An 18587-nucleotide genomic window follows, 5' to 3' on the forward strand; every position below is an offset into this window, starting at 1 on the left:
ACCGTGCAGCACCAACCGACTCCGCAACCCCCGCGGCCGGTCCCCGGGCCGCCGCCGACCGCCGGGCCGCAGCAGGACCCGCGCGCCGGCATCGAGGAGGCCATGGCCGCGCTCGGCGACCTGGACCGCATCCCGCTCGCCGAGCACGTCGAGCGCTTCGACGCCGTGCACGCCGAGCTCACCACCGCTCTGTCCAGCATCGACAAGGTGTGAGGCGATGCCCCGCAGGGCCCGCCTCGACGCCGAACTGGTGCGCCGCGGCCTCGCCCGCTCCCGCGAACACGCCAGCACGCTGATCAGCGAGGGTAAGGTGACCGTCAACGGCATGGTCGCCAGCAAACCCGCCACCGGCGTCGAGACCGGCGCGCCGATCGTGGTGAAAGCCGCCGACGACCCGGGCTGGGCGTCCCGCGGCGCCCACAAGCTGCTCGGCGCGCTCGAGGCCTTCGAACCGGCCGGGCTGTCCGTGGACGGCAAACGCTGCCTGGACGCCGGCGCGTCGACCGGCGGGTTCACCGACGTCCTGCTCCGCCGCGGCGCCGCCCAGGTGGTCGCCGCCGACGTTGGCCGCGGCCTGCTCGACTGGCGGCTGCAGACCGACGAGCGCGTCGTCGTGCTGGACAAGACCAACGTCCGAAACCTCACCCCCGAGCAGTGCGGCGGTCCCGTCGACCTCGTGGTCGGCGACCTGTCGTTCATCTCGCTGCGCCTCGTCCTGCCCGCACTGGCCGCCTGCGCGACCGCGGAGGCCGACCTGGTCCCGATGGTCAAACCGCAGTTCGAGGTCGGCAAGGAACGCCTCGGCAGCGGCGGCGTGGTGCGTGACCCGGAACTGCGCGCCCGTGCCGTCCTGGACGTCCTGGACGCGGCCGCCGGGCTGGGCCTGCACCCGCACGGCGTGGTCGCGAGCCCGCTGCCGGGACCGTCCGGCAACGTCGAGTACTTCGCCTGGCTGCGCCGCGACCCGGCGCCGGACCAGGACGTCGAGCAACTGGTCCGCGACGCGGTCGGGAAGGGGCCCCAGTGAGCGAGCGCCGTGAGGTGCTGCTGGTCATGCACCCCGACCGCGAGACGACCAAGGACGCCGCGCGCGAGGTCGCCACCCGCTTCGACGAGGCCGGCATCGGGCTGCGCGTCATCGACGACGAGGTCAAGGAACTGATCGAGCACGACTCCCTCGACGAGCTGTGCACCCTCGTCGCGCCCGGCGACGACCCCGCCCGCGGCGCCGAGCTGGTGCTCGTGCTCGGCGGCGACGGCACCCTGCTGCGCGCCGCCGAACTGGCCCGCCCCGCCGGGGTGCCGGTGCTGGGCGTCAACCTCGGCCGCGTCGGCTTCCTCACCGAGGCCGATTCGGACGCGCTCACCGAGACCGTCGGGCGGGTCGTCTCCCGCGAGTACACCGTCGAGGAGCGCATGACGATCGACGTCACGGTGTCGGTCGAGGGCCGGGTCGTGGCCCGCACCTGGGCGCTCAACGAGGCCAGCGTCGAGAAGAGCACGCGCGAGCGGATCCTGGACGCGCTCATCGAGGTCGACGGCAGGCCGGTGTCCGCCTTCGGCTGCGACGGTGTGCTGTGCGCCACGCCGACCGGCTCCACCGCCTACGCGTTCTCCGCCGGCGGCCCGGTGATCTGGCCCGACGTCGAGGCGCTGCTCGTCGTCCCCAGCAACGCGCACGCGATGTTTTCCCGCCCGCTGGTCGTCTCGCGCGACTCGGTGATCACCGTCGGCGTCGACCCGTACGGCTCGCCCGCGGTCCTGACCTGCGACGGGCTGCGGCACATCGCCCTGCCGCGCGGCGCCAGGGTCGAGGTCGTGGCCGGTGAGGTCCCGGTCCGGCTGGCCCGCCTGCACCCCGGCCCGTTCACCGACCGGCTGGTCCACAAGTTCTCTCTGCCCGTCAAGAGCTGGCGGGAGCGGCACGCGCGCTGAGGCGAGGCGTCCGCGGATTGTCGGAGCGGACCGCTACGGTGGTCCCGTGCTGGCCGAGATGCGCATCCAGGGCCTCGGAGTGATCGAGGACGCCCTGCTCGAACTGCACCCGGGATTCACCGTGGTCACCGGCGAGACCGGCGCGGGCAAGACCATGGTCGTCACCGGGCTGCACCTGCTGTCCGGGGGACGCGCCGAGGCGTCGAAGGTCCGCAACGGCTCCGGCCGGGCGAGCGTCGAGGGACGTTTCGAAGGCGTGTTCGCCGGTCACGTCGCCCGGATCGTGGCCGACGCGGGCGGGGAGACCGACGAGGACGGCAGCCTCATCGCGCTGCGCTCGGTGGGCGCCGACGGGCGGTCCCGCGCCCACCTCGGCGGCCGTTCGGTGCCGGTGAGCGTGCTGTCCGACCTGGCCGACCGGCTGCTGGCGGTGCACGGGCAGAACGACCAGCTGCGGCTGCTGCGCCCTTCCGAACAACGCGAGGTGCTCGACCGGTTCGCCGGGGACGACGTCGCCGAGCCGCTGCGCCAGTACCGGGAGGTGCGCGACGAGTGGCTGGCGGTGGTCGCGGAGCTGACGGAGCGCACCAGTCGCTCCCGCGAGATGGCGCAGCAGGCGGACCTGCTCAAGCACGGTCTGGATGAGATCGCGGCGGTCGACCCGAAGCCGGGGGAGGACGCGGAGCTGGCCGAGCAGGTCAAGCGGCTCACCGCCACCGAGGAGCTGCGGGCCGCGGCGAGCGGCGCGCAGGCCGCGGTGTCCGGCGCGGCCGACGGCGACCCGGACCAGCCGGGCGCGCTCGGCCTGATCGGCGAGGCCCGGCGGCGGCTGGCCGGCGCGGACGATTCGGCCCTGCGCGACCTGGAGCCGCGGCTGGCCGAGGCCGAGATGCTGCTCAACGACGTCGGCGCCGAGCTGGGCGGCTACCTGGACGGGCTGGACGCCGACCCGGGCCTGCTCGAGCAGATCCTCGCCAGGCAGGCCGAGCTGAAGACCCTGACCCGCAAGTACGCGCCCGACATCGACGGCGTCCTGGCCTGGGCCGAGGACGCGAACTCGCGCCTGGCGTCGATGGACACCTCGGAGGAGGCGCTCGCGGCGCTGGCGGCGCGGCGGGACGAGCTGGCCGCGCAGCTGGCTGTACACGCCGCCGCGGTGTCGGCGGCCCGCACCGTCGCCGCCGCCGAGCTGGCCGGCGCGGTCACCGAGGAGCTGTCCGGCCTGGCGATGGGCCAGGCCCAGATCGAAGTGACGGTGAAGCGCCGGGCCACCGACGCGTCCGACCCGCAGGCGCTGCGGGTGGACGGCGAGCTGGTGCATGCGGGCGGCTCCGGCGTCGACGACGTCGAGCTGATGCTCAAGGCGCACCCGGCCGCGCCCGCGATGCCGGTGCACAAGGCCGCCTCCGGCGGTGAGCTGTCCCGCGTGATGCTCGCGATCGAGGTCGTGCTGGCCGACGCCGACACCGTGCAGACGCTGGTGTTCGACGAGGTCGACGCCGGGGTCGGCGGCCGCGCGGCCATCGAGATCGGGCGGCGCCTCGCCCGCCTCGCGCGCACCCACCAGGTGCTGGTGGTGACCCACCTGCCGCAGGTGGCCGCGTTCGCCGACCGGCACCTGGTGGTCGACAAGGGCACCGCGGAGGGCGTCACGCGCAGCGACGTGAAGACGCTGCGCAAGTCCGAGCGGGTGGTCGAGCTGGCGCGGATGCTCGCCGGGATGGAGAGCACCGAGACCGGGCGGGCGCACGCGGAGGAACTGCTCGCGGTGGCCGACGCGGACAAGGAAGCGGCGGCCAAACCGCGCCGGAAGACAGGCAAGCGCCCCAAGCGCTGACCGTCCACACGCGCCGGTCCGCCGGGGAGATCACGCCGAGAAACCGGATTGTGCACGGCGTGTTGCGAGCGGACATCCGGCTTTCGTTTGCCACCATCGGACGCATGAAGCTTCCCGGTCTGCTCAACCGCAACACCGAGGCCCTCCCCGGCATCGTCGGCGTCGCCCGGGTGGACCGGCGCACGCGCGATCTGCTCCGCCGCGTCGGCCCCGGCGACATCGTGGTGCTGGACCAGATCGACCTGGACCGCGCCACCGCCGACGCGCTCGTCGAGGCCGAGGTTGCCGGGGTGGTCAACGCCTCGCCGTCGATCTCCGGCAGGTTCCCCAACCTGGGGCCGGAGATCCTGGTCAACGCCGGCATCCCGCTGCTGGACAACGTCGGCGGCGAGGTGCTGCGCCGCATCAAGGACGGCAGCCGCATCCGGCTGCACGAGGGCGGCGTCTACGTCGGCGACCGGCACGTCGCCAGCGGCAGCGAGCAGACGCCGGACAGCGTCGCCGACCAGATGATCGAGGCCAAGGCCGGGATGTCCACCCAGCTGGAGGCCTTCTCCGCCAACACCATCGAGTTCCTGCGCCGGGAGCGCACGCTCATCCTCGACGGGGTCGGCGTGCCCGAGGTGCGGGTGCCGCTGCGCGACCGGCACGTGCTGGTCGTCGCGCCGGGCAAGGGGCATGCCGAGGACCTCAAGGCGCTCAGGAAGTACATCGCCGAGCACCGGCCGGTGCTGATCGGCGTGGACGGCGGCGCGGACACCCTGCGCGCGCAGAAGTACCAGCCGGACATCATCGTCGGCGACCCGTTCGGCATCGACGCCGAGACGCTCAAGTGCGGCGCCGAGGTGGTCGTCCCGGCCCAGCCGGACGGGCACGCACCGGGCGTGGCGCGCATCCAGGACCTGGGCATCGGCGCGGTCACCTTCCCCGCGTCCGGAAACCCGGAGGACCTGGCGCTGCTGCTCGCCGACGCACACGAGGCCGGGCTGGTCGTCACCGTCGGATTCCAGGCGACGCTGCGGGAGTTCCTCGACCACGGCCGGTCCGGGTCGAACCCGTCGACGTTCCTGACCCGGCTCAAGCTCGGCACCCGCCTGGTCGACGGCAAGGCGGTCGCCGCGCTGCACCGCAGCCGCGTCTCGCTGGGCGCGGTGGTGCTGCTCGTCGTCGCCGCGCTCGTCGCGGTCGCGGTCGCGCTGCTCATGTCCGACGTCGGCGGGGCGTACCTGGACTGGGCGCGCTCCACCTGGGATTCCTTCACAAGCTGGGTCAAGGGGCTCTTCACGTGATTTCTCTGCGGTACCACATCGTCTCGATCGCGGCGGTGTTCCTGGCGCTGGCGGTCGGCGTCGTGCTCGGGTCGACGGCGCTGAACGGGGCGCTGCTGTCCGGGCTGTCGGACGAGAAGGGCAAGCTCGCGTCGCAGGTGTCCGACCTGGAGGCCCAGCGCAACGCGCTGAACGCGCGGCTGTCCGACGCGGACGCCTTCGCGGGCTCGCTCGGCCCGAAGGTCGTCGCGAGCGCCCTGGACCGGCGCTCGGTCGTGCTCGTCACGACGCAGGAGGCGAACCCGGCCGACCGCGACGCGCTGCGGCAGCTCATCGAGGCCTCCGGTGCGCGGGTGTCGGGGGAGCTGCAGCTCACGGACTCGTTCACCGATCCGGCGAAGGCGGACCAGCTGCGCCAGGTGGTGACCCGGCTGCAGCCGGCCGGTTCGACGTTCCCGACGGCGGGTGACCCGGGCACGCTTGCCGGCGCGCTCGTCGGTTCGGTGCTGCTGCTCAACAAGGACACCGCGCAGCCGCAGTCCACAACGGACGAACTGGCCGCGGCGATCGCGGGCCTGCAGGACGGCGGGTTCGCCAACGCCAGCCCGGGCATCGGACCGGGCCAGCTGGCACTGGTGCTGACCGGCGGCCAGGCGACGGGCGACGGGGCCGGTGACAAGGCCGCGACGCTGGCCCGGTTCGCGGCGCAGCTGGACCGCTCCGGCGCGGGCACGGTGCTCGCGGGCGACCCGGCGTCGGCCGAGGGCACCGGCGCGATCGGCTTCGTGCGGGCCGACACCTCGGCGACCTCCATCCTGTCCACTGTGGACAACGCGAACACCGCGGCCGGGCGGATCAGCGCGGTGCTGGCGCTCAAGGAGCAGCTGGACGGCGGGACCGGGCGGTACGGCATCGCGGGCAACGCGCAGTCGCCCGCGCCCGGGGTCGCGCAGCCCGGAAGCTGATCACCGTAGCTGCCCGCCGGGGTTAGCCAGGCGGGCAGCGTATAACGACCTATACCGCGTGGCTTTGAGCGGTCAGCGGCGCGGGAGGGGCCCGCCCGCGGGCTGGCGACCCTGAAGGGCGCTCGGCCAGGCCATCACGTTCCGGCGAGGCGCTCCACCACCGGGATCGCCGCTTCCAGTGCGTGGGCGTTGATCGTGACGTAGGACAGGCCGAACTCGTCCCGGCGGCGGCGCAACGTGTCAACCACCGTGGCCGTGTCGCCGGTCAGCACCGCGAGGTTCGTGTTGTCCCGCGTGGCCGCCGGGTCGATCCCGAAATGCCGCAGCCACTCCGGGACCGGGCCGGCGCGGGATGCTGCACCGGCGTGAACGTGCCGTCGGCGAACAGCTTCCGCACCGCCTGGATCGCCTCACCCACCTGCCGCACCCGCTCGCCCGCGCTGCCGAACGGCACGCCCAGCAGCTCCGCCGTGCCGCCCGCGTCCCCGCGTCCCGCGCCCAGACCCAGCTCGAACCGGCCCTCGGACAGCTGGTCGAGCGTCGCGGTCTCCCAGGCGATGCGGCCGGGGGAGTGCATCGGCGCGGCGAGCACGAACGTGCCGATCCGCAGCCGGGAGCTCGACGCGGCGACCGCGGCCAGCGCCGGGACCGACGCCTGCACCCCGGCTGCCCGGTGACCACCCCGAACCGGAAACGGCGATCGGCCATGAAAAACCAGTCCTTCCCCAGATGATCTCGCGCTAAGATCGAAAGCACTCCACGGGACCGTGCCTACCGCCGAACCACAGCCACAGAGGCAGCGCCGCGAAACGTGTCCGGAGCGGGCGGCACTGTCAGTTCGTGATGCCCGTTTTCTCGCGGAATTCATGCACGTCGGTCTCGGCCTGCCCATCGGCAGCCCCGAACAGCTCACCGACTGGGCCCGTCTGGCCGACGACGGCCCGTTCCGCACCCTCGGCCTGCTCGACCGGATCGTCTACGACAACCCCGAGCCGCTGGTCACCCTCGCGGTGCTCGCCGGCGCCACCACCCGCGTCCGCCTGCAGACCGAGGTTCTGCTGGCGCCGCTGCGCGAACCCGCCCTGCTCGCCAAGCAGGCCGCCACCCTGGACCGCCTCTCCGGCGGCCGCTTCACCCTCGGCCTCGGGGTCGGCGGCAGCGCCGACGACCACCAGGCCACCGGCACCGACCCGCGTCAGCGGCCGGATCCTCGACGAGCAGATGACCCGCATGCGGCGGATCTGGTCCGGCGCCGAAGGGATCGGGCCCGCCCCGGCCACGCCCGGCGGTCCCGAGGTCCTGTTCGGCGCCTTCGCCGACCCCGCCCTGCAGCGGATCGCCCGGCACGGCGACGGGTTCCTGTGCGTCGCGCCCCCGCCGTGGGCCGGTGACCTGTTCGCCAAGGTCGAGCGGTTCTGGACCGCCGCGGGCCGCGACGGCCGCCCGCGCATGGTCGCCCAGGTCAACGTCGCACTCGAGTCCGATGTGGACGAAACACGCGCGGCCATCGCCGCCTACTACGCCTTCAGCGACTGCGGCAAGAACATGGTCGAGGGCATGCTCACCACGCCGGAGCAGGTCCGCGAAGCGGCCAAGCACTTCGCGGACCTCGGCGCCGACGAGCTGATGCTCTACTGCTGGGGCACCGACCCGGGCCAGGTCGGCAGGCTGGCCGACGTGGTCAGCTGAGCATCTCCGACCAGGCGGTGGTGAACCCGGGGAAGGTCTTGCCGACCGTCGCCGGGTCCTCGACCTCCACACCGGGCACCCGTAGGCCGAGCACCGCGCCGGCCATCACCAGCCGGTGGTCCTCGTAGGTGTGGAAGACGCCGCCGTGCATCGTGGCCGGGGTGATCGCCAGGCCGTCCGCGGTCTCGGTCACCCCGGCGCCCAGCGCGGACAGCTCGGTCGCCAGCGCGGCCAGCCGGTCGGTCTCGTGCCCGCGCAGGTGCGCGACGCCGGAGATGACCGACGGCCCGTCGGCGAAGCACAGCAGCGCCGCGATCACCGGGGTCAGCTCACCCACCTCGTGCAGGTCGAGCCGCGCGCCCGGGATTTCGCCCGTTCCGGTGACGGTCAGGCCCTCCGGGGTGAGCTCCACCCGCTGGCCCAGCTCGGTCATCAGGCTGCGCAGCCAGTCACCCGGCTGGGTGGAGTACTCCGGCCAGCCCGGGATGCGCACCGTGCCGCCCGCGGCCGCCGCGGCCACCACGAAGGGCGCCGCCGTGGACAGGTCCGGCTCGACCGTGAAGTCCGGGCACGACAGCCGCGCCGGGCCGACGTGGAACTCCTGCCCGTCCCGCTCCGGCGACGCGCCGAACCGGCGCAGCATGTCCATTGTCATCGCAATATGCGGCTCGCTCGGCGGGGTGCCGCCGGTCAGCCGCACCGTCACCCCGGCCTCGAACGCGGGACCGGCGAGCAGCAGGGCGGACAGGAACTGGCTGGAGGCGCTGGAGTCCAGATCGACCTTCCCGCCGGGCAGGCCGCCGTGCCCGCGGACGGTGAACGGCGGCGCGCCCCGGCCCTCGTCGTCGATGTCCGCGCCCGCCTCGCGCAGCGCGGCCAGCAGCGGCGCGATGGGGCGGCGGCGGATGGCCTCGTCCCCGTCGAACGTCACCGGCGCCGACCCCAGCCCGGCCAGCGCGGGCGTGAACCGCGCGACCGTGCCCGCGTTGCCCAGCACCACGTTCGCCGGTTCGGTCGAGCCGTGCGCCAGCGGGCGGACCAGCACGTCGTCGCCGCGCCGCTCCCAGCCGCCGCCCAGCGACTCCAGCGCGCCCAGCATGAGCCGGGCGTCCCGGGAGTCCAGCGGGGCGCGGACCAGGGTCGGCTCACCGGCCAGTGCGGCCAGCACGAACGCCCGGTTGGTGATCGACTTGGAGCCGGGGACGCGCACCGTCGCGTCGAGCGGGCCGGGCGCGACCGGCGCGGTCCAGGTGGGCTGGGAAGCGGGGGGCTGGGTCACGGTGCCTCTTTCACGCGCGAACGTCTGACGTGACCCATCGAACTACGTGGGCGCGGCGAGCGAGCGTCCGGGGGCCGGTGCGATAAGGTGGAAGCCCGTGGGACTTCAGCCGCGGACAGCCAAGTACGTTTTCGTCACGGGGGGCGTCGCCTCCTCCCTGGGCAAGGGCCTGACGGCCTCAAGCCTGGGTCAGCTCCTCACCTCTCGCGGCCTGCGGGTCACGATGCAGAAGCTGGATCCCTACCTCAACGTGGATCCGGGCACCATGAACCCGTTCCAGCACGGCGAGGTGTTCGTCACCGAGGACGGTGCCGAGACCGACCTGGACATCGGCCACTACGAGCGCTTCCTCGACCGGGACCTCTCCGGCTCGGCGAACGTCACGACCGGCCAGGTCTACTCCGAGGTCATCGCCAAGGAGCGCCGGGGTGAGTACCTCGGCGACACCGTGCAGGTCATCCCGCACATCACCGACGAGATCAAGCGCCGCATCATGGCGGTCGCCGAATCCGACGGGACCGGGCAGCAGCCGGACGTGGTGATCACCGAGGTCGGCGGCACGGTCGGCGACATCGAGTCGCTGCCGTTCCTGGAGGCCTGCCGCCAGGTGCGGCACGAGATCGGCCGGGACAACTGCTTCTTCCTGCACGTCTCGCTGGTGCCCTACCTGGCGCCGTCGGGCGAGCTCAAGACCAAGCCGACGCAGCACTCGGTCGCTGCCCTGCGCAACATCGGCATCCAGCCCGACGCGCTGGTGTGCCGGGCCGACCGCGACCTGCCCGAGGACCTCAAGCGCAAGATCGGGCTGATGTGCGACGTGGACACCGAGGCCGTCATCGCCTGCCCGGACGCCCGGTCGATCTACGACATCCCGAAGGTGCTGCACCGCGAGGCGCTGGACGCCTACGTCGTGCGCCGCCTCGGCCTGCCCTTCCGCGACGTCGACTGGACCGTGTGGGGCGACCTGCTCGACCGGGTGCACAACCCGTCCGAGACCGTCCGGGTGGCGCTGGTCGGCAAGTACATCGACCTGCCCGACGCCTACCTGTCGGTCACCGAGGCGCTGCGCGCGGGCGGGTTCGCCCATCGCGCCAAGGTCGAGATCGTGTGGGTCGCCTCCGACCGCGCGACCACCCCGGCCGGCGCGGCCGCCGCGCTGGGCGACGTCGACGGCGTCCTGGTGCCCGGCGGGTTCGGCGTGCGCGGCATCGAGGGCAAGATCGGCGCGATCCACTACGCCCGCACCCGCGGCATCCCGGTGCTCGGGCTGTGCCTCGGCCTGCAGTGCATGGTTATCGAGGCGGCCCGCAACCTGGCCGGCATCGAGGGCGCGAACTCGGCCGAGTTCGACGACACCACCGAGCACCCGGTGATCTCCACGATGGCCGACCAGAAGGACGTCGTCGCCGGCGAGCGCGACATGGGCGGCACGATGCGGCTGGGCGCCTACCCGGCCAAGCTCAAGCCCGGCTCGCAGGTCGCGAAGGCCTACGGCAGCACCGACGTGTCCGAGCGGCACCGGCACCGCTACGAGGTCAACAACGCCTACCGCAAGCGCCTGTCCGACGCCGGGCTGGTCTTCTCCGGCACCTCGCCGGACGACCGCCTGGTCGAGTTCGTCGAGCTGCCCGCCGACGTGCACCCGTTCTTCGTGGGCACCCAGGCGCACCCGGAGCTCAAGAGCCGCCCGACCCGGCCGCACCCGCTGTTCGACGCGTTCATCGACGCCGTCGTCCGGTACCGCACCGCGGACCGGCTGCCGGTCGAGCTGCCCGAGCCCACCGTGAGCGCGCATTGACCGCCCCCGGTGAGCACGACTTCCGGGTGGTGTCCAGCAAGGACGTCCACATCGGACGCGTGGTCGGGCTGCGGATCGACGAGGTCGCGATGCCCGGCGGCGGCACCGCCAAGCGCGAGGTGGTGGAGCACCTCGGCGCGGTCGCGATCGCCGCGGTCGACGACGACGGCGCGGTCACCCTGGTCCACCAGTACCGGCACTCGCTGGGACGGCGGATCTGGGAGCTGCCCGCCGGGCTGCTCGACCACGCCGGGGAGGACCCGGTCGAGGCCGCGCGGCGCGAGCTGGCCGAGGAGGCCGGGCTCGCCGCCGCGCGGTGGGAGACGCTGGTCGACGTGGCCGCGTCGCCCGGGTTCACCGACGAGGTCGTGCGGGTGTTCCTGGCGCGCGACCTGACGGCCGTCGACCGGGACGTCCACGGCGACGAGGAGGCCGACCTGGTGGTGCACCGGGTGCTACTGGCCGAGGCGGTGCGGATGGTGCTGTCCGGGGAGATCGTCAACGGCGCGACCGTCGGCGGGGTGCTCGCCGCGCACGCGGTGGTCCACGACGGCGCGCCGTCGCGGCCGTCGGACGCGCCGTGGCGGGACCGGCCGACGAGGTTCGCCGATCGCATTTCCTGACGGCACGCTCTAGGGTGTCGGCGTGCATGTTCTGCCGGCCGCCGAGGTGGTCACGGCCTATCTCGATCATCTCGCCGTGGAGCGCGGGACGGCACGCAACACCCTGGACAGCTACGCCCGCGACCTGCGCCGGTACCTGCGGTACCTGGAGCAGGCCGGGGTGCGGGACTTCCGGCGCGTCACCGAGTCGGAGGTGACCGGGTTCGGCGCGGCGCTGCGCGAGGGCGACGAGGTGCACCCGCCGCTGGCCGCGTCCTCGGCGGCGCGGGCGCTGGTCGCGGTGCGCGGGCTGCACCGCTTCGCGCACCTCGACGGGCTGACCGAGGACGACCCGGCCCGCGAGGTGCGGCCACCGGCGCCGGCGAAGCGGCTGCCCAAAGCGCTGCCGGTGGACGACGTGCTGCGGCTGCTGGCGATGCCGCCCGCCGAGGGTGAGCGGCCGCTGCGCGACCGGGCGCTGCTGGAGCTGCTGTACTCCACCGGGGCCCGGATCTCCGAGGCCGTCGGGCTCGACCTCGACGACGTCGACCGCGAGGAGCGCACCGTGCTGCTCGACGGCAAGGGCGGCAAGCAGCGGCTGGTGCCGATCGGCCGTCCCGCGGTCGAGGCCCTGGAGGCCTACCTGGTGCGCGCCCGCCCGGTGCTGGCGCTGCGCGGACGCGGCACCGCGGCGCTGTTCCTCAACGCGAGGGGGACCCGGCTGTCCCGGCAGAGCGCGTGGCAGGTCCTCAAGACCAACGCCGAGCGCGCCGGGATCTCCACCGGCGTGTCGCCACACACGCTGCGTCACAGTTTCGCGACCCACCTGCTGGAGGGCGGCGCGGACGTCCGGGTGGTCCAAGAGCTGCTAGGCCACGCTTCGGTGACCACGACACAGGTCTACACCCTGGTTACGATGAACACTCTGCGTGAGGTATATGCTACGGCCCATCCTCGGGCGCTGGGTTGACCTGATCGCCTCCGGCGAGTTGCTTTGGCGACAAACGGCTCGCCGAATAGGCTGCGGCCAACCCGTCGAACGAGGAGTTTCGCGCCATGTCGACACCGCAGCCCTCGACCAGATCGGTCTCGGCCGCATCGGCCGCCGCGAACCTCGACAACCTGACCATCGCGACAGAGGGGGAGCCCGACACCGTGGACTCTGTCGTGGCCGTGGGCGCCGAAGCGAACGGCAAGCCCAAGCTCGGCCCGACCGGCAGACCGTTGCGTGCGATTCCCGAACCGCCCCTGCTGGACAAGCACGGCCCGGCCACGGTGCTGGCCATGTGCAACCAGAAGGGCGGCGTCGGCAAGACCACGTCGACGATCAACCTGGGCGCCGCGCTCGCCGAGTACGGCCGCCGGGTGCTGCTGGTGGACTTCGACCCGCAGGGCGCGCTGTCGGTGGGCCTCGGCGTGCAGCCGCACGAGCTGGACCAGACGGTCTACAACGCGATCATGGAGCGGTCGGTGACCGCGCAGGACATCCTGCGGCACACCAGTGTCGAGGGCATGGACCTGCTGCCGAGCAACATCGACCTGTCCGCCGCCGAGGTGCAGCTGGTCGCCGAGGTGGGGCGCGAGCACACGTTGCTCCGGGTCGTGCAACCCCTCATCTCGGAGTACGACTATGTTCTGGTCGACTGCCAGCCATCGCTCGGGTTGCTCACGGTGAACGCGCTCACGGCCGCCGACGGCGTGATCATCCCGCTGGAGTGCGAGTTCTTCAGCTTGCGGGGCGTGGCTTTGTTGATCGACACGATCGAGAAGGTACGCGAACGCTTGAACCCCAAACTGGATATCACCGGCATCCTGGCCACGATGTTCGACCCGCGGACCCTCCACTCACGGGAGGTCATGGCGCGGGTCGTGGAGGCCTTCGGCGATACCGTGTTCGACACGGTGATCAACCGCACCGTGCGGTTCCCGGAGACCACCGTGGCCGGTGAGCCCATCACCCGCTGGGCCCCCAAGTCCGCCGGCGCGCAGGCTTATCGCGCGCTGGCGCGCGAGGTGATCGCTCGGTGAGCAGGCGAGCCTCCCTCCCCGGGGCTTCGGAACTCTTCCGCCTGACCAGCAGCCCGGCCCTCGACGTGCCCGCACCGCCCACGCCCGCCCCGCAGCGCCCGGAGGCGCAGCGGCCGGGCAACGGGCAGAACTCCGGGCACCGCGAGCAGCTGGAGCGCAGCGCCGCCGGGCGGCGCGGAAGCGGACGTCAGAAGCACGATTCGAAGATCACCGTCTACGTCTCCGGCGACGAGCTGGTCGCGATGGAGCAGGCGCGGCTGAGCCTGCGGGCCCAGCACGGCCTGGCCATCGACCGCGGCCGTCTCGTGCGGGAGGCCGTGGCGGTGCTGCTGGCGGACTTCGACGAACACGGCGCCGACTCGGTGCTGGTGCGCCGCCTCCGTGAGGGCGGCCTCGACTCCGAGGAAGCCGCCGGGACGTGAGCGAGAACGGGGCTCCGGTCGACGGGGCCCAGCCCGTCGAGGATTCCGCGGCGCCGAAGTTCAAGGTCCGCCTGGACAACTTCGAGGGGCCGTTCGACCTGCTGCTGCAGCTGATCTCGCAGCACCAGCTCGACGTCACCGAGGTCGCGCTGCACCAGGTCACCGACGACTTCATCGCCTACACCCGGGCGCTGGGGCCGGAGTGGGACCTGGACGAGGTGACGGAGTTCCTCGTCATCGCGGCGACCCTGCTCGACCTGAAGGCCGCGCGGCTGCTGCCCGCGGCCGAGGTCGAGGACGAGGACGACCTGGCGCTGCTGGAGGCGCGGGACCTGCTGTTCGCCCGGGTGCTGCAATACCGGGCGTACAAGCAGGTCGCGGCGCTGTTCGCGGAGCTGGAGGCCGGGGCACTGCGGCGGTACCCGCGGTCGGTGGCGCTGGAGGAGCGCTACGTCGGGCTGCTGCCCGAGGTGACGCTCGGGGTGGACGCGGACAAGCTGGCGGAGATCGCGCTGGCGGTGTTCCGGCCCAAGCCGCCGCCCACGGTGTCCCTGGACCACATCCACGCGCACCGGGTGTCGGTGCGCGAGCACGCGGCGCTGCTGCGGCTGAAGCTGGCTTCGCGGGGCGAGGCGACGTTCACCGAGCTGGTCGAGGACTGCGAGCACACGGTCGAGGTGGTGGCCCGGTTCCTGGCGTTGCTGGAGCTCTACCGGGAGTCCAGCGTGCAGTTCGAGCAGGACGAGCCGCTGACGATGCTGCGGGTGCGGTGGACCGGCGGATCGGTCTCGGAGGCCGAGGCCGCCGCCGAGGCGGACCGGGCCCGCGTCGAGGAAGAGGAGTACGGGTGAGTCCCGAACAGGAGCCGGTCCGGCCCGAGGCCGCGGAGGCCGAGCCCGAGGTGGCGCCGGCGCGCGAAGCCGAGACGCTTGCTGAGCAGGAGTCCGCCGACGGTGGATCGCCTTCCGAGGACGCGCCGCCCGCACTCGGTGCGGACTCCGCGCCTGCGGCGCAACCCGCGGAGCCTGGGCCTGAGGTGGCGGAGGCCGAGGCCGTGGAGCCTGAGGCAGCGGCGGAGGAGGTGCCGTCCGCGCCCGATGCGGAGGCGGACGCCGCGCCTGCGGCGCAGCCCGGGAAGGCGCCTGGTGAAGCCACCGTGCCTCCGGAGGACGCGCCCCTGCCGGACTACCCGGAGGAGCCCGACGACCTCGTCGCGGTGGGGGACGGGCTTCCGGACCTCACCGAGCACTCCGCGCTGGCCGCGGCGCTCGAAGCCCTCCTGCTGGTCGTCGACTCGCCGGTCAGCGAAGAGGCGCTCGCGAGCGCGCTCGGCCAGCCCGAGCCGCGCGTGACGCAGACCCTGCAGGTCATGTCGGCCGAGCTCACCCAGCGCGGCAGCGGCATCGACCTGCGGCGGGTCGGCGAGGGGTGGCGGCTCTACACCCGCGACACCTACGCGCCCTACGTCGAGAAGCTCCTCCTGGACGGGCAGCGCTCCAAGCTGACCCGGGCCGCGCTGGAGACCCTCGCCGTCATCGCCTACCGGCAGCCCGTGACGCGTTCCCGCGTCGCGGCCGTGCGCGGCGTCAACGTCGACGGTGTGATCCGCACCCTGCTCGCCCGTGGTCTCATCGAGGAGAACGGCGCCGACCCCGAGACGGGTGGCACCCTGTATGTGACGACCGAACTGTTCCTCGAGCGGCTGGGCCTGTCGTCGCTGACCGACCTGCCGCCGATCGCCCCCCTGTTGCCGGAAGTGGACTCCATCGATGACATCTGAGCCCGAAGCCGAGGGCGTGCGCCTGCAGAAGGTGCTCGCCAAGGCGGGCGTGGCCTCGCGCCGCGCCGCCGAAGACCTGATCGTGCAGGGCCGCGTGAGCGTCGACGGCAAGGTGGTCCGCGAGCTCGGCCGGCGTGTCGACCCGGACAGCGCCGTGATCCACGTCGACGGCACCCGGGTCATCCTCCGCGAGGACCTGATCCACCTGGCGCTGAACAAGCCCCGCGGCGTGCACACCACGATGTACGACGACCAGGGCCGCCCGTGCGTCGGCGACTACGTGCGCGACCGCAGCGAACGGCTGTTCCACGTCGGCCGTCTCGACGCCGACACCGAGGGCCTGTTGCTGCTCACCAACGACGGCGACCTCGCGCACCGGCTGATGCACCCCTCCTACCACGTGCCCAAGACCTACCTGGCGGAGGTCGACGGCAGGGTGCCGCGCGGCCTCGGCAAGGAGCTCAAGGAGGGCATCGTGCTGGAGGACGGCCCGGTGCGCGTCGACGCGTTCCGGGTCAAGGACAGCATGGGCGGGCGCACCCTGCTGGAGATCGTGCTGCACGAGGGCCGCAAGCACATCGTGCGGCGGCTGCTGGCCGAGGTCGGGTTCCCGGTGCGCAAGCTGGTGCGCACCGCGATCGGCGACGTGCAGCTGGGCAACGGCAAGCCGGGCACGATCCGCAAGCTCAACCGCGAAGAGGTCGGCGGCCTCTACCGGCGCGTCGGCCTGTAGCGAGCGGGCATCTCGTGTGGCGTCGCCCGGCGACGCCGGCGAGCCCCTAGGATCGCGGCGTGGCCTCCGCTGAAACCATCCCCGTGAGCGACGCGCTGCAGACGCTGCGCCGCGTCTTCGGTTACGACTCCTTCCGCGGTGACCAGGAAGCGATCGTCGAGCACGTGATCGGCGGCGGTGACGCGGTCGTGCTGATGCCGACCGGCGGTGGGAAGTCGCTGTGCTACCAGATCCCGTCGCTGGTGCGCCCCGGCGTCGGTGTGGTCGTCTCGCCGCTGATCGCGCTGATGCAGGACCAGGTCGACGCGCTGCTGGCGGTCGGTGTGCGCGCCGGGTTCCTCAACTCGTCGCAGGACTTCGAGCAGCGCCGCGAGGTGGAGGCCGCGTTCCTCGCGGGCGAGCTGGACCTGCTGTACCTGGCGCCGGAACGGCTGTCCATGGAGTCCACGCGGAACCTGCTCGACCGGGGCAAGATCGCGTTGTTCGCCATCGACGAGGCGCACTGCGTGTCCCAGTGGGGCCACGACTTCCGGCCCGACTACCTGGGCCTGTCCGAGCTGCACGAGCGCTGGCCGGACGTGCCGCGCATCGCGCTGACCGCGACCGCCACGAAGGCCACGCACGCCGAGATCGTGTCCCGGCTCAACCTCGGCGAGGCGCGCCAGTTCGTGGCCAGCTTCGACCGGCCCAACATCCAGTACCGCATCGTGCCGAAGGCCGAGCCGAAGAAGCAGCTGCTCGACCTGATCCGCACCGAGCACCCCGGCGACGCGGGCATCGTGTACTGCCTGTCGCGCAACTCGGTGGAGAAGACCGCGGAGTTCCTGGTGGCCAACGGGATCAGCGCGGTGCCGTACCACGCCGGCCTGGATTCCCGCACCCGTGCGCGCAACCAGGCGCGGTTCCTGCGCGAGGACGGGCTGGTCGTGGTGGCGACCATCGCGTTCGGCATGGGCATCGACAAGCCGGACGTGCGGTTCGTGGCGCACCTGGACCTGCCGAAGTCGGTCGAGGGCTACTACCAGGAGACCGGGCGCGCGGGCCGCGACGGGCTGCCGTCGACCGCGTGGCTGGCCTACGGGCTGCAGGACGTCGTGCAGCAGCGGCGCATGATCCAGACCTCCGAGGGCGACGACGCACACCGCAGGCGGCTGTCGCAGCACCTGGACGCGATGCTCGCGCTGTGCGAGACGGTCGAGTGCCGCCGTGCGCAGCTGCTGAACTACTTCGGCCAGCCGGGGCAGCCGTGCGGCAACTGCGACACCTGCCTGACGCCGCCGGAGTCGTGGGACGGCACGATCCCCGCGCAGAAGCTGCTGTCCGCGGTGTACCGGCTGCAGCACGAGCGGGGCCAGAAGTTCGGCGCCGGGCAGATCATCGACATCCTGCTGGGCAAGCAGACGCCGAAGGTGACGCAGCACCGGCACGACCAGCTCACCGTGTTCGGCGTGGGGCAGGAGCTGTCGGAGAGCGAGTGGCGCGGCGTGGTGCGGCAGCTGCTGGCGCAGGGGCTGCTGGCCGTCGAAGGCGACTACGGGGCGCTGCTGCTGACCGAGGCCAGCGGTGAGGTGCTGGGCCGCAAGCGCGAGGTGCGGATGCGCCGCGAGCCCAAGCGCGCCGGCCGGGCGGCCTCGGCGACCGCGAAGCGCAAGGCGGCGGCGGAGATGCCGGAGGAGGCCCGCCCGGTGTTCGAGAAGCTGCGGGCCTGGCGGTTCGAGGAGGCGAAGAACCAGGGCGTGCCGGCGTACATCGTCTTCAGCGACGCGACCCTGCGTCAGATCGCCACCGAGCAGCCGTCTACTTTGGACGAGCTGGCCGGGGTGAGCGGTGTCGGGGAGAACAAGCTCGCCCGCTACGGCGAGCAGGTGCTGGCGACCCTGGCAGGAGGCGAATAGTGGAGATCTGGGTCAACCCGCGGTGCTCGAAGTGCCGTTCGGCGCTGTCGATCCTGGACGAGGCGGGTGTGTCCTACGAGGTGCGCAGGTACCTGGAGGAGCCGCCGACGGTGGCGGAGCTGGACGCGGTGCTGAAGCGGCTGGGCCTGGACCCGTGGGACATCGCGCGGATGCAGGAGCCGGAGGCCGTCGAGCTGGGCATCAAGAGCTGGCCGCGCGACGAGGCGACCCGGGACCGATGGCTGACGGCGCTGGCGGAGCACCCGAAGTTGATCCAGCGCCCGATCATCACCGCCGACGACGGAACAACGGTGGTCGGACGCACGGAAGAGGCCGTGCGCTCGGTTCTGCCTTGA

The 18587-nt window shown here is 72.8% G+C and carries 19 protein-coding genes and 1 pseudogene; 18 read left to right on the forward strand and 2 right to left on the reverse strand.

Annotated features, from left to right (window positions below; all coding sequences use genetic code 11):
* Positions 1-3 precede the first annotated feature (3 nt).
* From AMETH_RS13425 to AMETH_RS13450, 6 genes are all read left to right on the forward strand, one after another.
* On the forward strand, positions 4-213 hold the full coding sequence (locus AMETH_RS13425) for a hypothetical protein (protein ID WP_026153072.1): 210 nt from the start codon (positions 4-6) through the stop codon (positions 211-213).
* A 4-nt stretch (positions 214-217) separates the two neighbouring features.
* Entirely contained in the window at positions 218-1027 is an 810-nt protein-coding gene (locus AMETH_RS13430) for a TlyA family RNA methyltransferase (protein ID WP_017982000.1), read from the forward strand.
* Positions 1024-1935, forward strand: a complete 912-nt coding sequence (locus AMETH_RS13435; RefSeq protein ID WP_017982001.1) for an NAD kinase — start codon at positions 1024-1026, stop codon at positions 1933-1935. The genes AMETH_RS13430 and AMETH_RS13435 overlap by 4 nt, the downstream gene beginning before the upstream one ends.
* Positions 1936-1981: 46 nt before the next feature.
* The gene (gene recN / locus AMETH_RS13440) at positions 1982-3772 is read left to right on the forward strand and encodes a DNA repair protein RecN (RefSeq protein ID WP_017982002.1); all 1791 of its coding nucleotides are present in this window, start codon (positions 1982-1984) and stop codon (positions 3770-3772) included.
* 104 nt (positions 3773-3876) lie between these two features.
* Positions 3877-5061, forward strand: a complete 1185-nt coding sequence (gene steA, locus AMETH_RS13445; protein ID WP_017982003.1) for a putative cytokinetic ring protein SteA — start codon at positions 3877-3879, stop codon at positions 5059-5061.
* The gene (locus AMETH_RS13450) at positions 5058-6005 is read left to right on the forward strand and encodes a copper transporter (RefSeq protein WP_017982004.1); all 948 of its coding nucleotides are present in this window, start codon (positions 5058-5060) and stop codon (positions 6003-6005) included. The genes steA and AMETH_RS13450 overlap by 4 nt, the downstream gene beginning before the upstream one ends.
* 265 nt (positions 6006-6270) lie before the next feature.
* On the opposite strand, the gene AMETH_RS38710 is transcribed toward AMETH_RS13450, so the two are convergent.
* Positions 6271-6666, reverse strand: coding sequence for an LLM class flavin-dependent oxidoreductase (locus AMETH_RS38710; protein ID WP_017982006.1), 396 nt, complete (start codon positions 6664-6666; stop codon positions 6271-6273).
* A gap of 205 nt (positions 6667-6871) precedes the next feature.
* Between AMETH_RS38710 and AMETH_RS41440 the strand changes: the two are divergent.
* A pseudogene (locus AMETH_RS41440) lies at positions 6872-7211 on the forward strand (LLM class flavin-dependent oxidoreductase); the annotation flags it as partial.
* A gap of 15 nt (positions 7212-7226) precedes the next feature.
* Entirely contained in the window at positions 7227-7694 is a 468-nt protein-coding gene (locus tag AMETH_RS41445) for an LLM class flavin-dependent oxidoreductase (RefSeq protein WP_267283430.1), read from the forward strand.
* On the opposite strand, the gene aroA is transcribed toward AMETH_RS41445, so the two are convergent.
* Entirely contained in the window at positions 7687-8973 is a 1287-nt protein-coding gene (gene aroA / locus AMETH_RS13465) for a 3-phosphoshikimate 1-carboxyvinyltransferase (protein WP_017982009.1), read from the reverse strand. The two genes, AMETH_RS41445 and aroA, sit on opposite strands and share 8 nt — an antisense overlap.
* Before the next feature lie 97 nt (positions 8974-9070).
* On the opposite strand from aroA, the gene AMETH_RS13470 reads away from it, so the two are divergent.
* The 10 genes from AMETH_RS13470 (at position 9071) to AMETH_RS13515 (ending at position 18587) form a co-directional block, all read left to right on the forward strand.
* Positions 9071-10771: a CTP synthase gene (locus AMETH_RS13470; RefSeq protein ID WP_017982010.1), complete on the forward strand. Its 1701-nt coding sequence runs from the start codon at positions 9071-9073 to the stop codon at positions 10769-10771.
* A complete protein-coding gene (locus AMETH_RS13475) occupies positions 10768-11394 on the forward strand; it encodes an NUDIX domain-containing protein (RefSeq protein WP_017982011.1) in 627 nt (208 codons plus the stop codon). Before AMETH_RS13470 ends, AMETH_RS13475 begins: the two co-directional genes overlap by 4 nt.
* Positions 11395-11440: 46 nt before the next feature.
* Positions 11441-12343: a site-specific tyrosine recombinase XerD gene (xerD, locus tag AMETH_RS13480; RefSeq protein WP_026153073.1), complete on the forward strand. Its 903-nt coding sequence runs from the start codon at positions 11441-11443 to the stop codon at positions 12341-12343.
* An 86-nt stretch (positions 12344-12429) separates the two neighbouring features.
* Positions 12430-13401, forward strand: a complete 972-nt coding sequence (locus AMETH_RS13485) for a ParA family protein (RefSeq protein ID WP_017982013.1) — start codon at positions 12430-12432, stop codon at positions 13399-13401.
* Positions 13398-13823 (forward strand): hypothetical protein, encoded by a 426-nt coding sequence (locus AMETH_RS13490; RefSeq protein ID WP_026153074.1) that lies wholly within the window; start codon positions 13398-13400, stop codon positions 13821-13823. Before AMETH_RS13485 ends, AMETH_RS13490 begins: the two co-directional genes overlap by 4 nt.
* Complete coding sequence (locus tag AMETH_RS13495) at positions 13820-14674, forward strand: segregation and condensation protein A (RefSeq protein WP_017982015.1); 855 nt, start codon at positions 13820-13822, stop codon at positions 14672-14674. Before AMETH_RS13490 ends, AMETH_RS13495 begins: the two co-directional genes overlap by 4 nt.
* Positions 14671-15603 carry an SMC-Scp complex subunit ScpB gene (gene scpB, locus AMETH_RS13500; protein WP_017982016.1) on the forward strand — a complete coding sequence of 311 codons (933 nt, stop codon included), beginning with the start codon at positions 14671-14673 and terminating at the stop codon, positions 15601-15603. The genes AMETH_RS13495 and scpB overlap by 4 nt, the downstream gene beginning before the upstream one ends.
* Positions 15593-16336, forward strand: a complete 744-nt coding sequence (locus tag AMETH_RS13505) for a pseudouridine synthase (protein ID WP_026153075.1) — start codon at positions 15593-15595, stop codon at positions 16334-16336. The genes scpB and AMETH_RS13505 overlap by 11 nt, the downstream gene beginning before the upstream one ends.
* A gap of 59 nt (positions 16337-16395) precedes the next feature.
* Entirely contained in the window at positions 16396-18231 is a 1836-nt protein-coding gene (recQ, locus tag AMETH_RS13510; protein ID WP_017982018.1) for a DNA helicase RecQ, read from the forward strand.
* Positions 18231-18587 carry an arsenate reductase family protein gene (locus AMETH_RS13515; protein ID WP_017982019.1) on the forward strand — a complete coding sequence of 119 codons (357 nt, stop codon included), beginning with the start codon at positions 18231-18233 and terminating at the stop codon, positions 18585-18587. Before recQ ends, AMETH_RS13515 begins: the two co-directional genes overlap by 1 nt.

The sequence above is a fragment of the Amycolatopsis methanolica 239 genome, assembly GCF_000739085.1.
Lineage (GTDB): Bacteria > Actinomycetota > Actinomycetes > Mycobacteriales > Pseudonocardiaceae > Amycolatopsis_E > Amycolatopsis_E methanolica.